Annotated in this window: 21 protein-coding genes and 1 tRNA gene; 12 read left to right on the top strand and 10 right to left on the bottom strand. The window is 43.0% G+C overall.

The annotated features are described in order from the left end of the window. Positions 1 to 42 precede the first annotated feature (42 nt). From RE476_RS08495 to dapB, 3 genes are read left to right on the top strand one after another with little or no spacing between them, the layout of a single operon-like run. On the top strand, positions 43 to 237 hold the full coding sequence (locus tag RE476_RS08495) for a 30S ribosomal protein S17e (RefSeq protein ID WP_309307228.1): 195 nt from the start codon (positions 43 to 45) through the stop codon (positions 235 to 237). A gap of 21 nt (positions 238 to 258) precedes the next feature. Then, positions 259 to 1,134 (top strand): 4-hydroxy-tetrahydrodipicolinate synthase, encoded by an 876-nt coding sequence (gene dapA, locus RE476_RS08490; protein WP_309307227.1) that lies wholly within the window; start codon positions 259 to 261, stop codon positions 1,132 to 1,134. Beyond that, positions 1,131 to 1,922 (top strand): 4-hydroxy-tetrahydrodipicolinate reductase, encoded by a 792-nt coding sequence (gene dapB, locus RE476_RS08485; protein WP_309307226.1) that lies wholly within the window; start codon positions 1,131 to 1,133, stop codon positions 1,920 to 1,922. The genes dapA and dapB overlap by 4 nt, the downstream gene beginning before the upstream one ends. Before the next feature lie 205 nt (positions 1,923 to 2,127). On the opposite strand, the gene pyrI is transcribed toward dapB, so the two are convergent. From pyrI to RE476_RS08470, 3 genes are read right to left on the bottom strand one after another with little or no spacing between them, the layout of a single operon-like run. After that, positions 2,128 to 2,598: an aspartate carbamoyltransferase regulatory subunit gene (gene pyrI / locus RE476_RS08480; protein ID WP_309307225.1), complete on the bottom strand. Its 471-nt coding sequence runs from the start codon at positions 2,596 to 2,598 to the stop codon at positions 2,128 to 2,130. After that, positions 2,595 to 3,521 carry an aspartate carbamoyltransferase gene (gene pyrB / locus RE476_RS08475; protein WP_309307224.1) on the bottom strand — a complete coding sequence of 309 codons (927 nt, stop codon included), beginning with the start codon at positions 3,519 to 3,521 and terminating at the stop codon, positions 2,595 to 2,597. The genes pyrI and pyrB overlap by 4 nt, the downstream gene beginning before the upstream one ends. A 60-nt stretch (positions 3,522 to 3,581) precedes the next feature. After that, complete coding sequence (locus tag RE476_RS08470) at positions 3,582 to 4,028, bottom strand: DUF5788 family protein (protein ID WP_309307223.1); 447 nt, start codon at positions 4,026 to 4,028, stop codon at positions 3,582 to 3,584. A gap of 79 nt (positions 4,029 to 4,107) precedes the next feature. Here RE476_RS08470 and hxlA point away from each other — a divergent pair, with 79 nt between their 5' ends. The 3 genes from hxlA to RE476_RS08455 all read left to right on the top strand — a co-directional run bounded on the left by hxlA (position 4,108) and on the right by RE476_RS08455 (position 6,360). Continuing rightward, positions 4,108 to 5,406 carry a 3-hexulose-6-phosphate synthase gene (gene hxlA / locus RE476_RS08465; protein WP_309309582.1) on the top strand — a complete coding sequence of 433 codons (1,299 nt, stop codon included), beginning with the start codon at positions 4,108 to 4,110 and terminating at the stop codon, positions 5,404 to 5,406. 1 nt (position 5,407) lies between these two features. Continuing rightward, a complete protein-coding gene (locus tag RE476_RS08460; protein WP_309307222.1) occupies positions 5,408 to 6,166 on the top strand; it encodes an A24 family peptidase C-terminal domain-containing protein in 759 nt (252 codons plus the stop codon). A gap of 65 nt (positions 6,167 to 6,231) precedes the next feature. After that, the gene (locus tag RE476_RS08455; RefSeq protein WP_309307221.1) at positions 6,232 to 6,360 is read left to right on the top strand and encodes a hypothetical protein; all 129 of its coding nucleotides are present in this window, start codon (positions 6,232 to 6,234) and stop codon (positions 6,358 to 6,360) included. Positions 6,361 to 6,374: 14 nt separating this feature from the next. On the opposite strand, the gene recQ is transcribed toward RE476_RS08455, so the two are convergent. Then, positions 6,375 to 8,465: a DNA helicase RecQ gene (gene recQ, locus RE476_RS08450; protein WP_309307220.1), complete on the bottom strand. Its 2,091-nt coding sequence runs from the start codon at positions 8,463 to 8,465 to the stop codon at positions 6,375 to 6,377. Positions 8,466 to 8,667: 202 nt separating this feature from the next. On the opposite strand from recQ, the gene guaA reads away from it, so the two are divergent. Further along, positions 8,668 to 9,582, top strand: a complete 915-nt coding sequence (guaA, locus tag RE476_RS08445) for a glutamine-hydrolyzing GMP synthase (RefSeq protein WP_309307219.1) — start codon at positions 8,668 to 8,670, stop codon at positions 9,580 to 9,582. Positions 9,583 to 9,614: 32 nt separating this feature from the next. Beyond that, positions 9,615 to 10,655, top strand: coding sequence for an archaeosine biosynthesis radical SAM protein RaSEA (locus RE476_RS08440; protein WP_309307218.1), 1,041 nt, complete (start codon positions 9,615 to 9,617; stop codon positions 10,653 to 10,655). Between the two features lie 20 nt (positions 10,656 to 10,675). Here RE476_RS08440 and argB read toward each other — a convergent pair whose 3' ends face one another. Beyond that, positions 10,676 to 11,569, bottom strand: coding sequence for an acetylglutamate kinase (gene argB / locus RE476_RS08435; protein WP_309307217.1), 894 nt, complete (start codon positions 11,567 to 11,569; stop codon positions 10,676 to 10,678). Positions 11,570 to 11,739: 170 nt separating this feature from the next. Further along, positions 11,740 to 12,030, bottom strand: coding sequence for a non-histone chromosomal MC1 family protein (locus RE476_RS08430; protein WP_309307216.1), 291 nt, complete (start codon positions 12,028 to 12,030; stop codon positions 11,740 to 11,742). Between the two features lie 428 nt (positions 12,031 to 12,458). Between RE476_RS08430 and mptA the strand changes: the two genes are divergently transcribed. Together mptA and RE476_RS08420 are read left to right on the top strand one after the other, a co-directional pair. Further along, positions 12,459 to 13,415: a GTP cyclohydrolase MptA gene (gene mptA, locus RE476_RS08425; protein ID WP_309307215.1), complete on the top strand. Its 957-nt coding sequence runs from the start codon at positions 12,459 to 12,461 to the stop codon at positions 13,413 to 13,415. Positions 13,416 to 13,480: 65 nt separating this feature from the next. After that, positions 13,481 to 13,798: a DUF2098 domain-containing protein gene (locus RE476_RS08420; RefSeq protein ID WP_309307214.1), complete on the top strand. Its 318-nt coding sequence runs from the start codon at positions 13,481 to 13,483 to the stop codon at positions 13,796 to 13,798. A 25-nt stretch (positions 13,799 to 13,823) separates the two neighbouring features. Here RE476_RS08420 and RE476_RS08415 read toward each other — a convergent pair whose 3' ends face one another. Further along, positions 13,824 to 14,765 (bottom strand): nucleotidyltransferase domain-containing protein, encoded by a 942-nt coding sequence (locus RE476_RS08415; protein ID WP_309307213.1) that lies wholly within the window; start codon positions 14,763 to 14,765, stop codon positions 13,824 to 13,826. Between the two features lie 196 nt (positions 14,766 to 14,961). Between RE476_RS08415 and RE476_RS08410 the strand changes: the two genes are divergently transcribed. Beyond that, positions 14,962 to 16,152, top strand: a complete 1,191-nt coding sequence (locus RE476_RS08410; protein WP_309307212.1) for a M20 metallopeptidase family protein — start codon at positions 14,962 to 14,964, stop codon at positions 16,150 to 16,152. Then, positions 16,149 to 16,586: a GNAT family N-acetyltransferase gene (locus RE476_RS08405; RefSeq protein ID WP_309307211.1), complete on the top strand. Its 438-nt coding sequence runs from the start codon at positions 16,149 to 16,151 to the stop codon at positions 16,584 to 16,586. Before RE476_RS08410 ends, RE476_RS08405 begins: the two co-directional genes overlap by 4 nt. Before the next feature lie 31 nt (positions 16,587 to 16,617). Here RE476_RS08405 and RE476_RS08400 read toward each other — a convergent pair whose 3' ends face one another. The 3 genes from RE476_RS08400 to hdrB all read right to left on the bottom strand — a co-directional run bounded on the left by RE476_RS08400 (position 16,618) and on the right by hdrB (position 18,187). Continuing rightward, on the bottom strand, positions 16,618 to 17,070 hold the full coding sequence (locus tag RE476_RS08400; RefSeq protein ID WP_309307210.1) for an N-acetyltransferase: 453 nt from the start codon (positions 17,068 to 17,070) through the stop codon (positions 16,618 to 16,620). A gap of 36 nt (positions 17,071 to 17,106) precedes the next feature. Beyond that, positions 17,107 to 17,181: transfer RNA gene (locus RE476_RS08395), tRNA-Arg, on the bottom strand. Between the two features lie 109 nt (positions 17,182 to 17,290). Next, positions 17,291 to 18,187: a CoB--CoM heterodisulfide reductase subunit B gene (gene hdrB / locus RE476_RS08390; protein ID WP_309307209.1), complete on the bottom strand. Its 897-nt coding sequence runs from the start codon at positions 18,185 to 18,187 to the stop codon at positions 17,291 to 17,293. Positions 18,188 to 18,192: the final 5 nt, after the last annotated feature.

The following is an 18,192-nucleotide window of genomic DNA, read 5'->3' as shown; positions in this document are numbered from 1 at the left end:
TAAAGTTTCATCTTAATAATACTAATAAAATGGAGAATTATCATGGGAAATATTAGACAAACCAACATCAAGAGAATTTCAATTCGCTTAGTAGAAAAGCACGGTGACGTATTTACAACTGACTTCGATAAGAACAAGCCACTTGTGTCAAAGTACACTACAATCGAGAGTAAGGTTATTAGAAACCGTGTAGCTGGTTACGTTACAAGAAAGATGACATACAAACCACAGCAGTAATTATTCTGAAGGGATATTCCCATGTTCGAAGGAGTTTTGCCTGCTCTTGTAACGCCATTCTCAAGTGACAATAGTATCGATGCAGAAAGTTTCAGAAATATTGTCAATTATGTTGAGGAAGGTGGCGTTTCCGGAGTTGTTGTCAGTGGCACGACCGGTGAATCTGCTACCCTGTCAACCAGGGAGCATAAAGAGCTGATCAACCTCTGTGTTGATTGTGCAAAGGTTCCCGTAATGGCCGGTACTGGTTCTAACAACACTGTTGAAGCAGTCGAACTCACCAAACATGCGGCAGACTCCGGAGCAGATGGTGCTCTTATCATATCCCCCTATTACATTAAGCCCAATAATGCAGGGCTGATTGCTCATTTTAAGAAAATAGCGGAATCTGCGGATCTCCCTATCGTATTATATAACGTACCTTCCAGAACAGGACAGGATATGCCTTTGGAAGTCATTATTGAGCTTTCAAAAGTAGAGAACATTGTAGCTGTAAAAGAGGCAAGTGGCAATCTTGGTAAAGTGTCACAGATACTTGAACAGACGGTTGATGAGGATTTTGAAGTTCTCTCCGGTGAGGACGGACTTACATTACCAATACTCGCTATGGGTGGAGCAGGTGTGATATCTGTTGTTGCTAACATTGTTCCTGAAATGATGGTTAAGCTATATGATGCTGTCAAAGCCAGCGATCTTGAAACTGCAAGAAAGCTTCACTTTGAGATGGCACCTCTGATCCGTGAATTGTTCACAGAGACTAACCCTATTCCTGTGAAGCGTGCCGTGGAACTTATCGGTTTATCAAGTGGAGCTATGAGACTCCCTCTTGCACCTCTCAGTGAAGAGAACAGCGTCGAACTTGAAAAGGTTCTTCGCAGTATGGGGTGTATTGCATGATAAACGCTGGAGTTACAGGTGCCTCTGGAAGAATGGGTAAACTCATTATTGAAAACATACTCCGGTCTGAAGATGTATGCTTAACATCAGCTTTCGATCTTGCTAACATTGGTAAAGATGTAGGTGAAGTCGCCCAGATAGGTACTTTGAATGTACCAATATCTGATGTAAGTGACATGGAATCCGTTCTAAAGGAAACCGGAACTCAGGTGCTCATCGATTTTACAATTGCAAATGCTACAGTTGTCAATGCTCCGCGGGCGGCAGCATCCGGCGTGAGTCTTGTAATAGGCACGACCGGTTTTACTCCTGAACAAAAAAAAGCAATTGAAGACTCAATTGTGGAAAATAACGTTGCAGGAATCATCTCGCCTAACTACTCAGTTGGTGTAAATGTATTTTTCAGGATTCTTAAGGAAGCTGCAAAATATCTTTCTGACACTGACATTGAGATCATAGAAGCTCACCATAATCAGAAAAAGGATGCTCCTAGTGGTACTGCAAAAGGTGCTGCCGAAGTTATCAGTGACGTTCTGGGTGGCAAGGATTATGTTTATGGCCGTGAGGGGCTTGCTCCACGCGGAAAAGAAATAGGTATACACGCTGTTCGCGGTGGGGATATTGTGGGTGATCATACAGTACTCTTTGCAGGTGACGGCGAAAGGATCGAAATAAAACATCAGGCCCATTCAAGACAGGCATTTGCAGGCGGTGCGGTAAAAGCAGCGGCATGGATTGGCAGTGCCGGACCTGGTATTTATACTATGCAGGATATTCTTGGCCTTTAATGGCAAAACACTTTTTTTAGGCATAAATATGTTCATTTGTGGCACAGTTTAGGATATGTGTGCGCATAAAGATGCGTAATAAATCATGAACAATGGCCATCAATATTATATATCTGCTAATATATATTTGGATTTGTAGCATATGTATCTCAGTGCCATGATTGCTACCTCCAAACGTTTCTTCTTTTTTATTTTTAAAACCTCTCTATAGTAATTGCTCTGCAATATTTTCTGAAATCACCCGGCCACAGTAAAAACATCTGAGTTTCAGGCATGCATTTTCCGTATCCACTTTGAATTTAGAAGTAATTGGTTCATCACTATTGGAAATGCAATTAGGGTTTATGCATTCCACAACGTCTTCTACAAAAGAGGGTATATGCACCTTATTCTTGCTTGTTACATTGAAGTTGCGTATAATATTGATCGTTGCGTTAGGTGCGATAAGTGCTATTCTGTCAACCTCTTTAACCTTAAGCTCACGATTCTCAATTTTTACAACGTCTTTTTTCCCGTATTCTCCATGCGAGTTGATCAGGACACTTACAACTCCGTGGGATGAATCCGGCAGTCCGAGTATTTTTAGTACATTCAGTGCTTTTCCTGCAGTGATGTGGTCTATAACAGTTCCATTCTCTATCCTGCGCACCCTTAGTTCTGTTTCGATGTCAGTCATTCTATAGCCCCTAAAACCAGTCCCAAAAGCGCCATACGTACAGGTACTCCATAGAATGCCTGTTTGAAATAACATGCATGTGGCGTGTCATCAATTTTTGTATCTATCTCATTGACCCTTGGCAACGGATGCATGATCTTTAATTCAGGTTTCACATCTTTTAAAGTTTCAATTGTTATTTTAAGCTTGTTAGCAACCTTTTGATACTCCGCAGGATCCGGGAATCTTTCCTTTTGTATGCGCGTCATGTAAAGCACGTCAACATCATTGATGGCATCCTCAATGGAATCAGTTTCAATGATCTTTGCACCCCTTGCTATTATGTCGCTGATTATCTCATCCGGCATACGAAGTTCCTTTGGGGATATCAGTGTTATTTGCGCACCGTAAAGGGATAACGCATAACAAAGGGAATGTACCGTCCTTCCATATTTCAGGTCACCGGCAAGTGCAATTTTCAATCCATCAAGATGGCTTTCACGCCTGATGGTGTAAAGGTCAAGCAGCGTCTGCGTTGGATGATGGCCTGCCCCGTCTCCTGCATTAAGGATTGGTACTTTTGCAAACTCGGATGCAAGCTGTGCAGCTCCTTCTTTTGGGTGACGTAATACGATAGCATCCACATACCCATCAACAACTCTGATGGTATCTGCAAGCGTTTCTCCCTTGGCTATGGAACTTGCATCCACTGATCCAAGATTCAGAACATCTCCTCCAAGCCGCAACATTGCAGTCTCAAAGGACATTCTGGTTCTTGTACTTGGTTCAAAAAAAAGGACTGCAAGAACTTTTCCGGCAAGCAGGTCTGATTTCTGTTTCCCGTGTGCAATGGGCTCCATCTTTTCAGCAGCATCGAGGATATGATCGATCATTTCCCTGGAGAATTCCCTCATGGAAATGATATGTTGTTCCTTGAATTTCATTGACTACTAAAGGCATTACATGGGATATAATATTTGCCTGATAATATGGATGTATGATATTCAGCGCTCATTTTTGTTTATATCTTCTGTCAACGCATCCCACTCATCTGTACTCACATCTTTGCAGATATGCCGGTTTTTGAAAATGACTTTTCTTTTAGATGATATCGTCAGTTCCTTTAGGTCCATAATAGCTCGCATAACACCGGCAGCCCTGTCAAAGAGTTCTTTTGCCTCGTCACAGTTCAGATGTTCATGTTCGAGGCATTCCTCGTATTCCTTTTCTTTATCACGCAAGAGCTCTAAAAAACAATCTATGTTTTTCAGGTCATCATGATCCAGTTTTGCTTTATTGACGATTTCCCATACCACTTCATGAAGGTTTACCTCTCTTCCTTTGATGCATATCTTACTGGGAATCTGTTCTCCTACCCAGAAAAGACACTTGTGAAGCCTGTTCAGCAATATTTGTCGTTCCTGATCGGATATCTCTTTGTTTTCAGTCATTTTTCTCCGGATTATTTCACAAGATATTAATTTTACGTGATTAAATTTATAGGTTTTCAAGTATTTTAGTAGTGTAAGTATTTCCAAAGGTGATCATATCAAACCAATCATTCAGGTAGCTCTTGACCTCTTAGAAACGGATCGGGCAATACAGATAGCGAAAGAATCCCTTGAGGGAGGTGCGGACTGGATAGAAGTCGGAACACCGCTCATAAAAAGCGAGGGCATGGATGCTATAAGGGAGCTCAGGAAGAACTTTCCTGACCGGATAATTATCGCAGATATGAAAATAGCAGATACTGGTTCCATGGAAGTTGAAATGGGTGCCAAAGCAGGTGCTGATATTGTTGTTGTACTTGCCAGCGCTGATAATTCCACCATTCTGGAGGCGATACGTGCCGGAAAAAAATATGGTGTGAAGATAATGGCAGACCTGATATCTTGTAATGATCCGGTTGCCCGCAGTATCGAACTGGAGAAGTTAGGGGTAGATTACATTAATGTGCATGCTGGCATCGACCAGCAGATGGAAGGCCATGACTCACTTGCCATAATGAAAAAAGTAGTGGAACAGGTGAGTATCCCGGTTGCTGTTGCAGGCGGGCTGGATGCCAGTTCCTGCTCTGAAGCTGTGGCTTCTGGCGCGAAGATCGTGATAGTTGGGGGAAGTATTGTCCGCTCGTCCAATGTGACCGCTTCAGCAAAGGCCATCCGGAAAAGTGTGGATTCTCCTTCTTCTGCACCTGTGTTGAAAAGTTCGCCTGCTGATGAGATCCGCAAGATACTGGAGGATGTTTCAACTTCCAATATTTCAGATGCCATGCACCGTAAAGGAGCTATGCAGGATATATTCTCCATGATGCCCGGCAAAAAAATGATTGGTACTGCGGTTACTGTCCAGACTTTCAAAGGTGACTGGGCCAAGGCCGTTGAGGCCATAGATGAGGCAAAGGAAGGGGACGTGATTGTCATCTATAATGGCAGCAGGCATGTTGCTCCATGGGGTGGCCTTGCAACCCTGAGCTGCCTTAACAAGGGTATAGCGGGTGTTGTCGTTGATGGGGCGGTAAGGGATATAGATGAGATTCGTAAAATAGGGTTACCTGTATTTGCAACGTGTAATGTTCCGAATGCAGGAGAACCCAAAGGTTTTGGTGAAATCAATTCTGAAATTGTCTGCGGGAACCAGTCCGTAAGTCCGGGTGATTATATCATAGGGGATGACAATGGTGTAGTGGTAATCCCAAAGGAACGTGCCTATGAGATTGCAAGACGCGCAAAGGAAGTTGAGAAGACAGAACAGCGTCTTTTCGAGGAGATTCGCAGAGGATCAACTCTGTCAGAGGTCATGAAACTTAAGAAATGGGAGAAACACTGAAATGATCGAAATACTGAAAGTTCTTGCATGCATGCCTTTTTTACTGTATGCCTGTTATGCTGATATTAAAACCCGCCGTGTAGCAAATGAAGTATGGGTCATGATGTTCGGTGTCGGATTCATCTTTATAGTGTACGATCTCATGACATACGGATTTCCATATCTTATACGCAACATCCTATCATTCATATTCATCTTTGCTTTTGTGTACATGCTTTTCCAGTTTGGTGCCTTCGGAGGAGCGGATGCAAAGGTGTTGATGGTCATTTCGCTGATTATCCCTACGTACCCGCTTATTACGATAGGTTCAACTTCACTTCCGCTTGATGGAGTTCCGTTAATCAACTTGTTTGCATTCAGCGTGTTTGGGAATTCTATAATACTCACGATTATAGTTCCTATTGGGCTGTTCCTGTACAACCTGATAAAAAATCCATCGGAGTCGCTGAAGCGTCCCCTCTATATGTTCATAGGTTACATCACACCGATCTCAAAGCTGGAAAAAGGGCATTTCCGTATGATCGAGTCATATAGCAGGACAAAGGCCGGTATCGAGTTCAAATTCTCAAGGTCAGGTACTGAACTTACATCTAACGTTATTTCAGAGCTGAAAGGCTACCAGAAAGAAGGTAAAGTGAAGGATGGTGTGTGGATAACTCCCGGACTCCCATTTATGATTCCTATAACTGCCGGTTTTATTACTGCAGTTGTATTCGGTGACCTCATATTTTACCTTACAATTCAATTCATGATGATGTGAATTGCTTCTTTTTTCATTAACTTTTAATATCCTTACCTCTAACTTATTAATTGGAGGTAGGTTCTATGGAAAAAAAGACTCCTGAAGATAAAATGCAGAAAAAAGACGATGAAAAGGAAGCAAAAGTTTCCCCGATACATCCTGGAGACTCAAGGGTTCGCCCAAAACGTCACCTGCTGGATACCTGTGAATAATTGAATTCGAATATCTATTTCGTGCTATCATCCCTGATAAGGGATTGATACGCCATTCTTATTTCCTCGTCGGAAAAAACCCCGCCCAGTTTATCTTTTATCATTTTTACAAGTTCATCCTGAAGAGCATCCATTGTCCTGAGTAACATTTCCTTTTCAAGCTTTGGTTTCGGAGTTGATGGCGGTGTGGCCCTGCTGGCCGTTTTCTTCTGGATGCCTGGTTCAGGAAGTTTCTTTTTAACTGGTGCCTTCTCATTTTCTTCCAGTTCTTCACAATGTCTTTCAATCTCTTTCAGGAAGCGATCTCCGTACTTCTTGAGCTTGTATTCTCCAACACCGGTAATTTTCAGCAGTTCTTCACTGGTTCTGGGCTTTCGGGAAGCCATTTGCCGAAGGCTAGTGTCAGCAAATACGATATATGGAGGAACATCCTGCATTTGGGCCAGTAATACACGCAGTTCTTTCAGTTTATCAAAAAGCTCCCCGTCAGGGTCATTGCTGACCTTCCTGTGTGAAGCAGAAGCTGGCCGCTCAGCTCTTTCCATCTTTTCCGGTACAAATTCCACTGGTTCATAATCTGCCTGGCATTCATCATCCTCACTTCTTGTAAATGTCACCATTCGCTTGCCGGACAGGACTTCCTCACTCTTGCTGTTTAGTTTGAGGAGTGGGTAACGTGCACCTTCCACTTTGATAACATCCTGCCTGACCATGTCCCGGGTCATATCCAGCCAGGTGGCTTTAGTGTACATGTCGCCCTGGCCAAAGTGTTTGAGAAGATGATGTTTCTTGTCTGTGATCTTCTTTGCCCGGCTACCTGTAAGCACATCAATGACATGATTCATGCCAAATCTCTGGTCAAGTTCCTTTATACAATTGATAAGCAGTTTCGCATCATTGGTTCCGTCAACCTCTATACGTGGCTGGAGGCAGACATCACATTTCCCGCAATTATCTTCCTGTGTCTCTTCTCCGAAATACCTGAGCAACACTTTCCTGCGACAGATATTGCTTTCACAGTAGTCCACCATTTCGCTGAGTTGCTTAAGGGCGATGTCCCTCTCTTCCTTCTTGTCCTTCTGTTTGATGAAATACTCTATCTTGTACCTGTCACCGTGACTGAAAAAAAGCACACATTCACATTCAAGGCCATCCCTTCCACCTCTGCCTGTTTCCTGGTAATAGCTTTCAAGGTTTTTAGGCAGGTCGTAGTGGATAACAAAACGGACATTGGGTTTGTCGATTCCCATTCCAAAGGCAATGGTGGCAACGATGATATCGACTCTGTCCTTTATGAACATCTCCTGGTTCTTTGCTCGCTGGGTGTCTTTAAGGCCGGCATGGTATGGGAGGGCATTGAAGCCGTCTTTTTTGAGTTTATTAGTAAGACTGTCAACTGTCTTGCGACTCTGGCAGTAGATTATACCGCTTTCTCCTCTCTTCTTTCTCAGGTATTGGAGTAAATTATCATATGTGTCCTTCTTTGCTCTGACACGGTAGAAAAGGTTTGCACGATCAAAACTTGCAATATATGTTTTGCCGTGCTTGATACCAAGCTGATTAATGGTGTCTTCCCTGACTTTTGGTGTAGCTGTTGCGGTAAGTGCAACGATAGGTACTTCAGGGAACTTTTTCTTCAGGAAATTGAGTCTTCGATACTCTGGCCTGAAATCATGCCCCCACTCAGAAATGCAATGACTCTCGTCAATTGCGAAAAGACTGACATTCAGGCTTTTCAGAAGCGTGATGGTACTTGACATTGTCAGCCTTTCAGGGGCCACATACAGTATCTTTATCTCGCCCCTTTTCAGTTCCTCATATATTCTCCTGGATTCTGCAGGTTTCAGGGTACTGTTAAGGTATGCTGCATCGACACCGTTTTCCTTGAGGCTGTCGACCTGGTCCTTCATGAGGGATATAAGGGGTGAAACAACTACTGTAATGCCATCTTTGAGCAGGGCCGGAATCTGGTAGCAAAGTGACTTGCCTCCGCCAGTTGGCATAAGCACAAAAGTGTCCCTGTCATTAAGGACATCGTTAATGATGTCTTCCTGAAGGGGACGAAAATCAGAATATCCAAAGTACTTCCGGAGGGTCTTATGCATCTTTAATCCATACTTGTTTTTCCTGCATATATGTAGCCGGTGTATTTAATTGTCTGGTAAGCAGGGTGAAAGTGTTTGATGGATTTTTGTTTGTTTATCTCTGGTAAGGCTCTTATGTCCGGGAGAGCATTAATAAGTACGAAATACCATCTCAGGGTAAAATCCCTAAAAATCCTAAATCCTATATTTGGAGTTCTCATTCATGGTAAAAGTAGACAAATTCATTCCTAAAGCGATAGAAAAGATTCAGAAGCAGATCGATGGTCCTGCCATTATAGCACTTTCCGGAGGCGTGGACAGTTCAGTTTGTGCTATCCTCGCACATCGTGCTATTGGTGATAAGCTGACGCCTATCTACATAGACACTGGCCTTATGCGAAAAGGTGAAACTGAGAGAATAAAGGAAATTTTCTCAGATATGAATCTTCAGGTAGTAGATGCAAAGGACCGTTTCCTTTCAGCACTTGCAGGTATCGAGGACCCTGAAGAAAAGCGTAAGGCAGTCGGTGAAACCTTTATACGTGTCTTTGAGGATGAAGCAAAATTACTCAAAGCCGAATATCTAATTCAGGGAACCATTTATCCTGACAGGATCGAATCTGAGGGTGGTATAAAATCACACCACAACGTAGGCGGTCTTCCTTCAGTTATGGATTTCAAGGCAATCGTGGAACCAATAGATGATCTGTATAAGGATGAGGTCCGTGAGGTTGCTCGTGCACTGGAACTCCCTCATGAGATCTCCGAAAGGATGCCTTTCCCCGGTCCCGGTCTTTCAGTAAGGATTGTCGGCAAGGTCACTGAGGAGCTTGTAGATGCCGTAAGAGAAGCCAATGCAATTGTTGAGGAAGAGCTTGTAGAGCAATTCCACCCATGGCAGACCTTTGCTGCAATAGTTGGTAAGGGCACCGGCGTTAAAGGCGATGTGAGGGTACACGGCTGGATAGTTGCTGTAAGGGCAGTAGGTTCTAGAGACGGCATGACTGCAGAAGCAATGGAGCTTCCATGGAATGTTCTTAGAAAGATCGAATCAAGGATAACTGCAGAAATACCATCTGTTGCAAGGGTTCTGTATGACCTGACTCCAAAACCACCAGCTACAATTGAATTCGAGTGAATATTACATCTATATACTAAGAGTTCAGGCAAATGTCACTAAATAAAGCAGTTCTTGATATCCGTAATCGTCAGAAGGTAAAACCCTCTCGTTCCGATGAGCCTGCTGCTGTGTGGACCGGGAAGGACCTTCTCGGCACTGAGCAGGTAGACACCATCACGATTATCTTTAAGACATCCGGATGCTGGTGGGGTAAGGCAGGAGGCTGTACCATGTGCGGCTATGTCTATGATAGTGCCCAGACCGCTCCGTCTGATGATGACTTGATGGCCCAGCTTTCACGGGCAATGAGGAAAGCCTCTGACTTTGAGACATTCATGGTCAAGATATTCACTTCAGGCAGTTTCCTTGATACGAACGAGATTCCTCTTGAGGTGAGGCACAGGATACTGAGTGAACTTGATGCTGATGAAAGGGTCGTAAAAGTACTGGCTGAAACGCGTCCGGAATTTGTAACTGAGGAAAGTGTAAAGGATTGTGTAAGTACTCTCAAGAACACGGCATTTGAAGTTGCAATGGGTCTTGAGACAAGTTCGGATACAATTCGCAAACAATCCATCAACAAAGGTTTTACTTTCAAGAACTTCACCGATGCTGCCACTGCCGCAAGAGCAAATGGTGCAACAGTAAAATCCTATCTCATGTTAAAGCCGCTATTCCTGTCAGAGAAAGAGGCATTGGAAGATATTGTTAAAACCGTGCGTGATGCTGCTGAGTATTCGGATACGTTCTCCATTAATCTCTGTAACGTCCAGCGTGGCACATTTGTGGAATATCTCTGGGAAAGGAAGCAGTACCGTCCTCCCTGGTTATGGAGTATCGTGGATATATTGCAGAGGACAAAGAAAGAGTTCCCTGATATGATAATCACATCCGATCCTGTGGGTGCAGGTTCAAAAAGAGGTCCTCGTAACTGCAGGGAATGCAGTCATGCCGTTGCAGATGCCATCAGGCTCTTCTCGCTCACACAGGACCTTTCCTGTCTTGAGCATCTTTCATGTGACTGTAAGGATCTGTGGGAGCAGGTTCTGGAACTTGATGACCACTCATTCGGCAGTCCTATACTGGACTAAAATGAATTTAAGATGAGTTTTCACTCATCTTCTTTTTTGTAGACCATTGTACCGATTCCGGTATCTGTGAACAGTTCAAGCAGAATGGAGTGTGATACACTTCCGTCTATTATGTGTATTTTCTCAACTCCGCTTGTTACTGAACATGCGGCACTTCTCATCTTAGGTATCATCCCTCCTGAGATCAATCCGCTGTCTACCATGTCATCAATTTCATCAATTGCAACCCTTGATATGCGTGAGCTTCTGTCATTGATGTCTCTCAGTAATCCGGGCACATCGGTCATGAGGATGAGTTTCTTGGCCTTCAGTGCAGCTGCAATGTCGCCTGCAACGGTATCTGCATTTATATTAAGTGCTTTGCCGCTGATATCCATAGCAATTGGTGATATGACTGGTATGTAGCCTTCACGAATGAGGATGTTAAGCAGTTCGGGGTTGATTATTTCCGTATCTCCGACCCATCCGAGGTCCACTTCATGTTCTACATTTTCAATCATGATTTTCTGGAATGGCTTTTTCTTTGCTATGATCATCTTCCCATCTTTTCCTGAGAGTCCGATTCCTTTAGCACCATGTTTTCCGATGAGTGCGACGATCTCTGTATTTATGTTGCCTACAAGGACCATGCGCGCGATCTCAAGTGTTTCATCATCTGTAACTCGCAGTCCGCCGACAAACTGGGACTCTTTTCCCATGCGCTTCATCTTTTCAGAGATTTCAGGTCCGCCGCCATGGACTATGATGGGGTGTATCCCTACAAATCTCAGAAGGACGATATCCTGTATGATGTCACTCATCACCTCGGGATTGACCATTGCGTGGCCACCGACTTTTATCACCATTACTGAATCGTGGAAGTCCCTTATGTATGGCAATGCTTCGATCAGTACATTCTCTCGATTAAGTGTCATAATATTATACCTGCGATTTTATTATAAGTCCGGTATCTGCGTAGCTATAACTCCGGAGCTTATTATTAATATGGTTAGATGATTTAAAAGTTATTTCTATCGCAGGGTGTAGATCTGTAAAAAAAGGTGTGTAAAACAAAAAGACCCATATAATGGGTCCCTCATGAAGTTCAGACTTTCTCGAGCTTTTCGATACCGACTTTCTTAACAAATGGCTTGTTGATCTTGTCAGGCATCCAGTCTGGCTTGTTCTTTGGTGCATCGACCATTTCTTTCCAGCCTTTGAACACATGGACTTTCTTTGTTCCACGCTCACGAAGCCTGATGTCATCTGGCTTCTTTTTAGTTCCTTTTCCTCTGTTTGCAACCTTCAAAGCAGCCTGTCTTGGCTGTTTTCCAGTGAATACCCCATGTTCATTTCCTTTCTTGTCTCTTAACACAAAATTTCTTGTTTCAGACATGATGTCACCTCGTAATCATTATGCGATTACCACTGCTAACCGTATTTAGTATATGCAGTATATATATTTTTCTTTTAATGTTGTCTTTTGTTCTTGTTTTAGCGCATTTTTCGTAATTTAGGTGTTTATTACGGGTCAATATGCCAGGATTATTATAATATATCCCTTTAGCCTCGGCACATTATAGAGCAGTATGTGGCAACCTATCAAGTAAACTTGATTTTAAAAATGGGTATTCCTTTTATGTAAATAGAGTCTAAGTTGCTTGTTTTCTACTTTGAAGATTCTTCCGTATCCATTTTGTTTTCTTTTAGCATATGGGGGACTTAACACAACCTTTACATGTAATGAGTCCCTTTCAGCATGATATAATTACTATCCATCATTATAGAATGGTTTACCATCTTTTGATTTTCGAGGTCATAATAATGGAAGTCCCGGTTGTCAAACTACCAGATATACAGGCTAACAAGCCCCAGATACCTATTAACCTGACACGTGTCGGCGTTACTAATGTTAAAAAACTAGTGCAGATCAAGAGGAAGGACAAACGTCCTGTTATTCTGATATGTACTTTTGATATCTTCGTTGACCTTCCTTCTCATTTGAAGGGAGCTAATCTGTCACGCAATTTTGAGGCAGTAGACGAAGTACTTGAAAAAGCAGTCAACATGCCTGTTTATGAAATTGAACAGCTGTGCAGCGATGTTGCCCAGAGTCTCCTGACTCGTCATGAATATGCGAGCCGTGCTGAGGTCATTCTTAAAAGTGAGTATGTGGTCAAGAGGGAGTCCCCTGCTACCAAGATGGAATGTCAGGAAGTCGTGGAAATATTCGCAGAAGCAATTGCCATGCGTGACGATGTTGAGAGAATGGCCGTTAAGAAGCTCATTGGTGCTGAGGTAGTGGGAATGACCGCATGCCCCTGCGCTCAGGAGATCATGAGGGATAACGCAAGAAAGGAGCTGGAGAATATTGGTGTTGAAGGGCAGCATATCGCAGAATTCCTTCACAGGGTTCCAATGGCCACTCACAACCAGCGTGGACGCGGCATAATCTCCATAGAAGTGGAAGGTAATGTTTTCGTGTCACTTGAGAAAATCATTGAGATCATTGAAGGGTCCATGAGTTCCAGTGTATTTGAGCTTTTGAAGCGCTCTGATGAAGCAATGGTTGTTCAGACTGCCCATAATAATCCTAAATTTGTGGAAGATTGTGTAAGAACAATGGCAAAGAATGTTGTCAAAGGGTTTGAACACCTTCCTGATGAGGCAATTATTACGATCAAGCAGATCAATGAGGAAAGTATACACAGGCACAATGCTTTCGCCGAAAGGGTTGCAACCATTGGTGACCTGCGTCTGGAAATATCCCAGGATGCTTAATCATTGTTCCATCCGGTTCATATATCTATAATAATCTACAAAGAGTAAATTACAGGAGTTACACTGTGGCAGATTCTAAAACTATCGAAGCACTGGACATGGGCGGAAACCCAATTGTAATTGACTCTGTAGTAAGATACCTGAATACCGGTACAGTTGGAAAGGTTATCGATCTTAAGGAAGATGAGGACGGCATCTGGGTACTTGTGGACGCTACGGGTCTTTACTATAAACCCGAAACACTTGTTATTGCAGATGTCAGTGATCTTAAAGAAGAAAGGGCCGAACGCAGTTCCATTGCAGATGCTGAATCCTATATGCGTACCTATGGTGGTGGCGATGACGGCATTGCGGATGTTGGACAGGTAACTGGCGGAGGTTAAATCCGCCAATCGTTTATTTTTTAATTTAAATAAGTCCTTCTTTTTCAAGTAACGTGAGTGAACGTATCCATTCGCCTTTTGGTTCTCTGGAAGTTCCAACGACCAGTCTTTTAATGTCGCCGACCTGCTCAACGACACCCTGTGCTTCAATAGTTTCTCCTTTAAGCGCCTGTCCTGCATAGGTGTGCGTGTATGAAAGCACGTGGTCTATCTCATCATGTTCTACTTTGTATACTGAAGGGCTGTCAAAGGCAAGATCTGCATTTGTGACCTTAGCTTCTATTTTCATAGTTCCGATATCCTTTCCCCTCAAAGTAGGCTCTTTTATCTGTTCCCAGTCACGGACAAAGAGGAGGTCGAAATATGTGCCATCAACCATTCCACGGTTACCCTTTCTCTTCTCATGGGTGATGAATTCCTCAAATGAGATCTCAGGGATTCTTTTGTTGTATATCTTTTTCCACATCGTCGAATCAATATCGTCTATAGGTCCTGGTTCTGTCTTTGCCTTTGCGATCGCATCCCTTGCAATGAACCACTGCTCGCCGTAGACCACAAAATCGATATCTGATCCTTCATTCTGGAGTCCTGGTAAAAGTGAGCCGGTAACGCCCATCATATTCCGGCAGATGCCTGCCTTCTCAAGAGTATCTACAACAACGGCCACTCTCTTATCGGAATCATACAGTTTTCCAATAGCGCTGGTTGGCGGAAGCACTTTTTTTATCTGGTCTTCAGGCACTACATGGACATCCTCCACCCATTCGGGACGGTTGTTGCGCATGAAGTCGAAAGACACATCAAAATCATATTTCTTATAGCGCATTCCGTTAAGTTCGCGCTCACCATTCTCGTCAGGTACGTATCTTAGTGTTGATCTGATGCCGTGTGGATGAAAATAATCGGAAACTGCAAAGATCCAGTCATCTTTTGTAACAAGGAAATCCCGAAGTCGTGTTTTGATCATATTTAGCCTTCCTGGTGATTTTTCAGTCATTTCTCAGTAAGTATTTGTACAGGTAAATTCCCTTTTTACATAAAAATAGTGCTGGCCGAATGAGGCAGATATCAAATCAGATATATACTTATGCTAACATTTTATCTGATATATTGGTCGAGATCGGCACTTTCATATTTTCATATTCGCAGCAAGGTGAAATGATTTGCAATCCTTTGAAAAATGGGTACAGGATATTCGCAGGGAGTTCCACAGGAATCCGGAACTGAGTTTTCATGAGTATGGTACGCAGGAAATTATAATGTCGGTACTGGAAGAGCTTGGGATCAATTGCAGGAAGATTGCCGACACTGGTGTCATTGCAGAAGTTCGTGGCAGGACCCCAGGTCCGTGTATCGCCATCCGTTCGGACATTGACGCACTTGCGGCAGAAGAATCCCTGACCGCTCTGAATAAAGAATACATTTCACAGAATCCCGGAGTGATGCATGCATGCGGTCACGACGGACATATGGCTATTGTCCTTGGAGTTGCCCGGCTCATAAAGGAAAGACGCAAGGATATCTGCGGAACTGTAAGATTTATCTTCCAGCCTGCTGAAGAAGTTCCTCCTGGCGGTGCGTCGAGGATCATAGACGAAGGCGGCCTTGAAGGTGTGGATGCCATTATCGGCCTTCATGTATTCGGTGATGTTGATATCGGTGTCATAAACATACGTCCCGGACCTTTCATGGCAAGTTCAAATCGCTTTAAAGTGAAGATATTCGGAAAAGGCGGCCACCATTCAATACCTGATTACTGTATTGATCCGATTCAGGTAGCTTCAGAATTTATATCCTCCCTAAATCCTTCGATATCCAAAAAGGTTTGTCCTTTGGACTATGTACTTGGTTTTGGTACTATCCATAGTGGTAGCCAATTCAACAGGGTGCCGGATGAGCTTGAACTTGTAGGTAGTTTCAGGACATTCGATGATATGGATACTGATGCCATAGAACAAACGATGTCTTCGATTCTTGATTCATTGATGGTTTCCTATTCAAGGGAAGGATTTGATGGAGTTCCTTCTTATGAACTTGAAGTTTACCGCGGTTATCCTGTCCTTTTCAATGATCCTCTTTTCACCGACACCGCTTCAAAGTTGCTGAAAACAAAATTTCCCATTGTTAATACTCATGCAAAAGCAATATTTGGTGCAGAAGATTTTGCCTACTACCTGCAGGAAGTTCCGGGTATGTATGCTATCATTGGAACAAGGAATGTGGAAAAAGGTATTGTTGAAGGAAATCATTCAGCCAGTTTTGACATAGATGAGGATGTATTAATTACCGGTGTTGAACTACTCTATTCTGTAGCTGTTGATTTTCTTAAAAATTCCGGAGCATACCTGGAATGAGTGTATTTCCTTTCTCCTCTGAATATTCCTCCGGAACAAGAGCTTTTGTTCTCAGTGTGCTTTCAGGAGAAGGATTTGAATATGATCCATTAAAGGACTCTGATCTGGATGATGTCGGGGGAAATTACCTCCGGGCGGGAGGTGCTTTTTTCATATATTTGTACAAGGGTGAGATTGTCGGTACATCTGCAGTAAAGAATCTGGGTTCAGGTAATTGTGAGGTCAAAAGGTTGTATGTGAAAAAAGAATGCCGTGGGAAAGGTCTTGGTCTGGCTTTATTTCTGGCTGCATTGGATTTTTCAAAAAAGAACTATTCATTTGTAAGATTGAAAACAGATTCATCTCTCAAAAAAGCTATCTTTATCTATCTAAGTAATGGGTTTGAAATAGTAAAAGAAGAAGCTGGGACTTTGTATTTTGAAAAGCCCCTGTAACTGCAATTATAATGCAGGTGGTGAAGATGAATTATATAGTTCGCAGCATTGCGACTTCATCGCAATTTGGGAACTTGGGACACTTTATACATCCACTCCACACTTTGTGTGGTAGCTCTTGTTTGTCAATTTTCTCAAATCCCTGTTTCTCAAAGAATGGGACTGCGTAGGTAAGTGTGAACACATTGTTAATACCAAGTTCTTTTGCTTCTTTAAGGCAGGCATTGATAAGTTCCGTACCGATGCCCTGTTCTCTATACTCAGGTTTCACAGCAAAGGACATTACTTCTGCCATATCCTCCCAGCTTACCTGGAGGGCACAGCAGCCAACTATGTCATTGTCCATCTCACAAACATAAAAACTGCGGGTGAATTCATACAGTTCACTCAATGATCGTGGAAGCATCTTTTCCTGTTTTGCATAAAGGTCTATGATGCTCTTAATTCCTGGTATATCATTGACAGTAGCCTTTCTTATTATCAATTAGCAATCTCCGGTAATTGTTAAAAAGAGAAATAGCGAGCGTGAAGGGATTTGAACCCCCGGCTTGCAGCTTAGGAGGCTGCCGCCATATCCTGACTAGGCCACACGCTCATGTTGTGCTACTCACGTAATAACATTCAATATCTTAAAGTTATTGGTGAAATAGGTTTCCGGTGTGAATTATTGCAGTATATTTCCATAAAATGCTGGAAATGCATTTTTAACATTCCATTCCTGCATCCAGTATATCCATAAATTTCCTGTTCTTCTCTATGTTTGTGTCAATTCCAAGCATTTCAGCAGGGAATCCCAGCGCAAGTCCGAGAAGTTGTGTGTAATGAAGTACGGGAATGTCATACTCGATTTGCATCTGCTCTTTTATCTCTGATTGTCCTTCGCCCAGTTGCATATGGCAGAAAGGACACGAGTTTACTATGCAATCTACTTCTGCTTCTTTTATCCTTGAAAGCTTTGCTTCTGTCATTTTCAATGACTTGTCTTTCATGGAGGAGCGCACTCCTCCTCCGGCTCCGCAGCATGCCATCTTGTCCGGGTATTCAACACTTGTTGCACCAAGTGCGGTGACAAGTTCATCAAAAAAGCCTGGTCTTTCAAAATTACCTAGGCCTCTCTCCTTTGTAGGTTTTATGAGGTGGCAACCGTAATGGACTGCAACCCTGATGTCAAGTTGTCTTTCAACGTAGGAGCTGATCTTTTCAGGACCGTACTCTTCGTACAGGTACTCTATAATATGTCGGACATCAATATCGCCCTTTATTTCCTTTCCTATCTTCTCAAGGTGCCTGTTGACATCTTCCTTTGAATCCTTATCTTCTTTTATACTACGGTTTGCATCTGCAAGTGTGCTAAAGCATCCGTTGCAGATAGTAAGCATATCTCTATTCATTTGCTCTGACAGTACTATATTACGGCTTGCCAGCGTCAGCCATGTTGTTCTGTCAAATGATCGGAACACTCCCGGTGCAGGACAACAGGAAGCACCTGCGAGGTCTGTGCAGTCGATGTCAAGTTTGGCAAGACATAATTTGGTTGCCAGTTCGATTCCCGGGTATCTGTTAGGCACGAGACATCCTAAAAAGAGTGATAGTTCTTTCATATTCC

The sequence above is a fragment of the Methanolobus mangrovi genome (assembly GCF_031312535.1).
Lineage (GTDB): Archaea > Halobacteriota > Methanosarcinia > Methanosarcinales > Methanosarcinaceae > Methanolobus > Methanolobus mangrovi.
The sequence above is the reverse complement of the archived record's forward strand: the minus strand, read 5'-3'. Positions and strand labels throughout refer to the sequence as shown.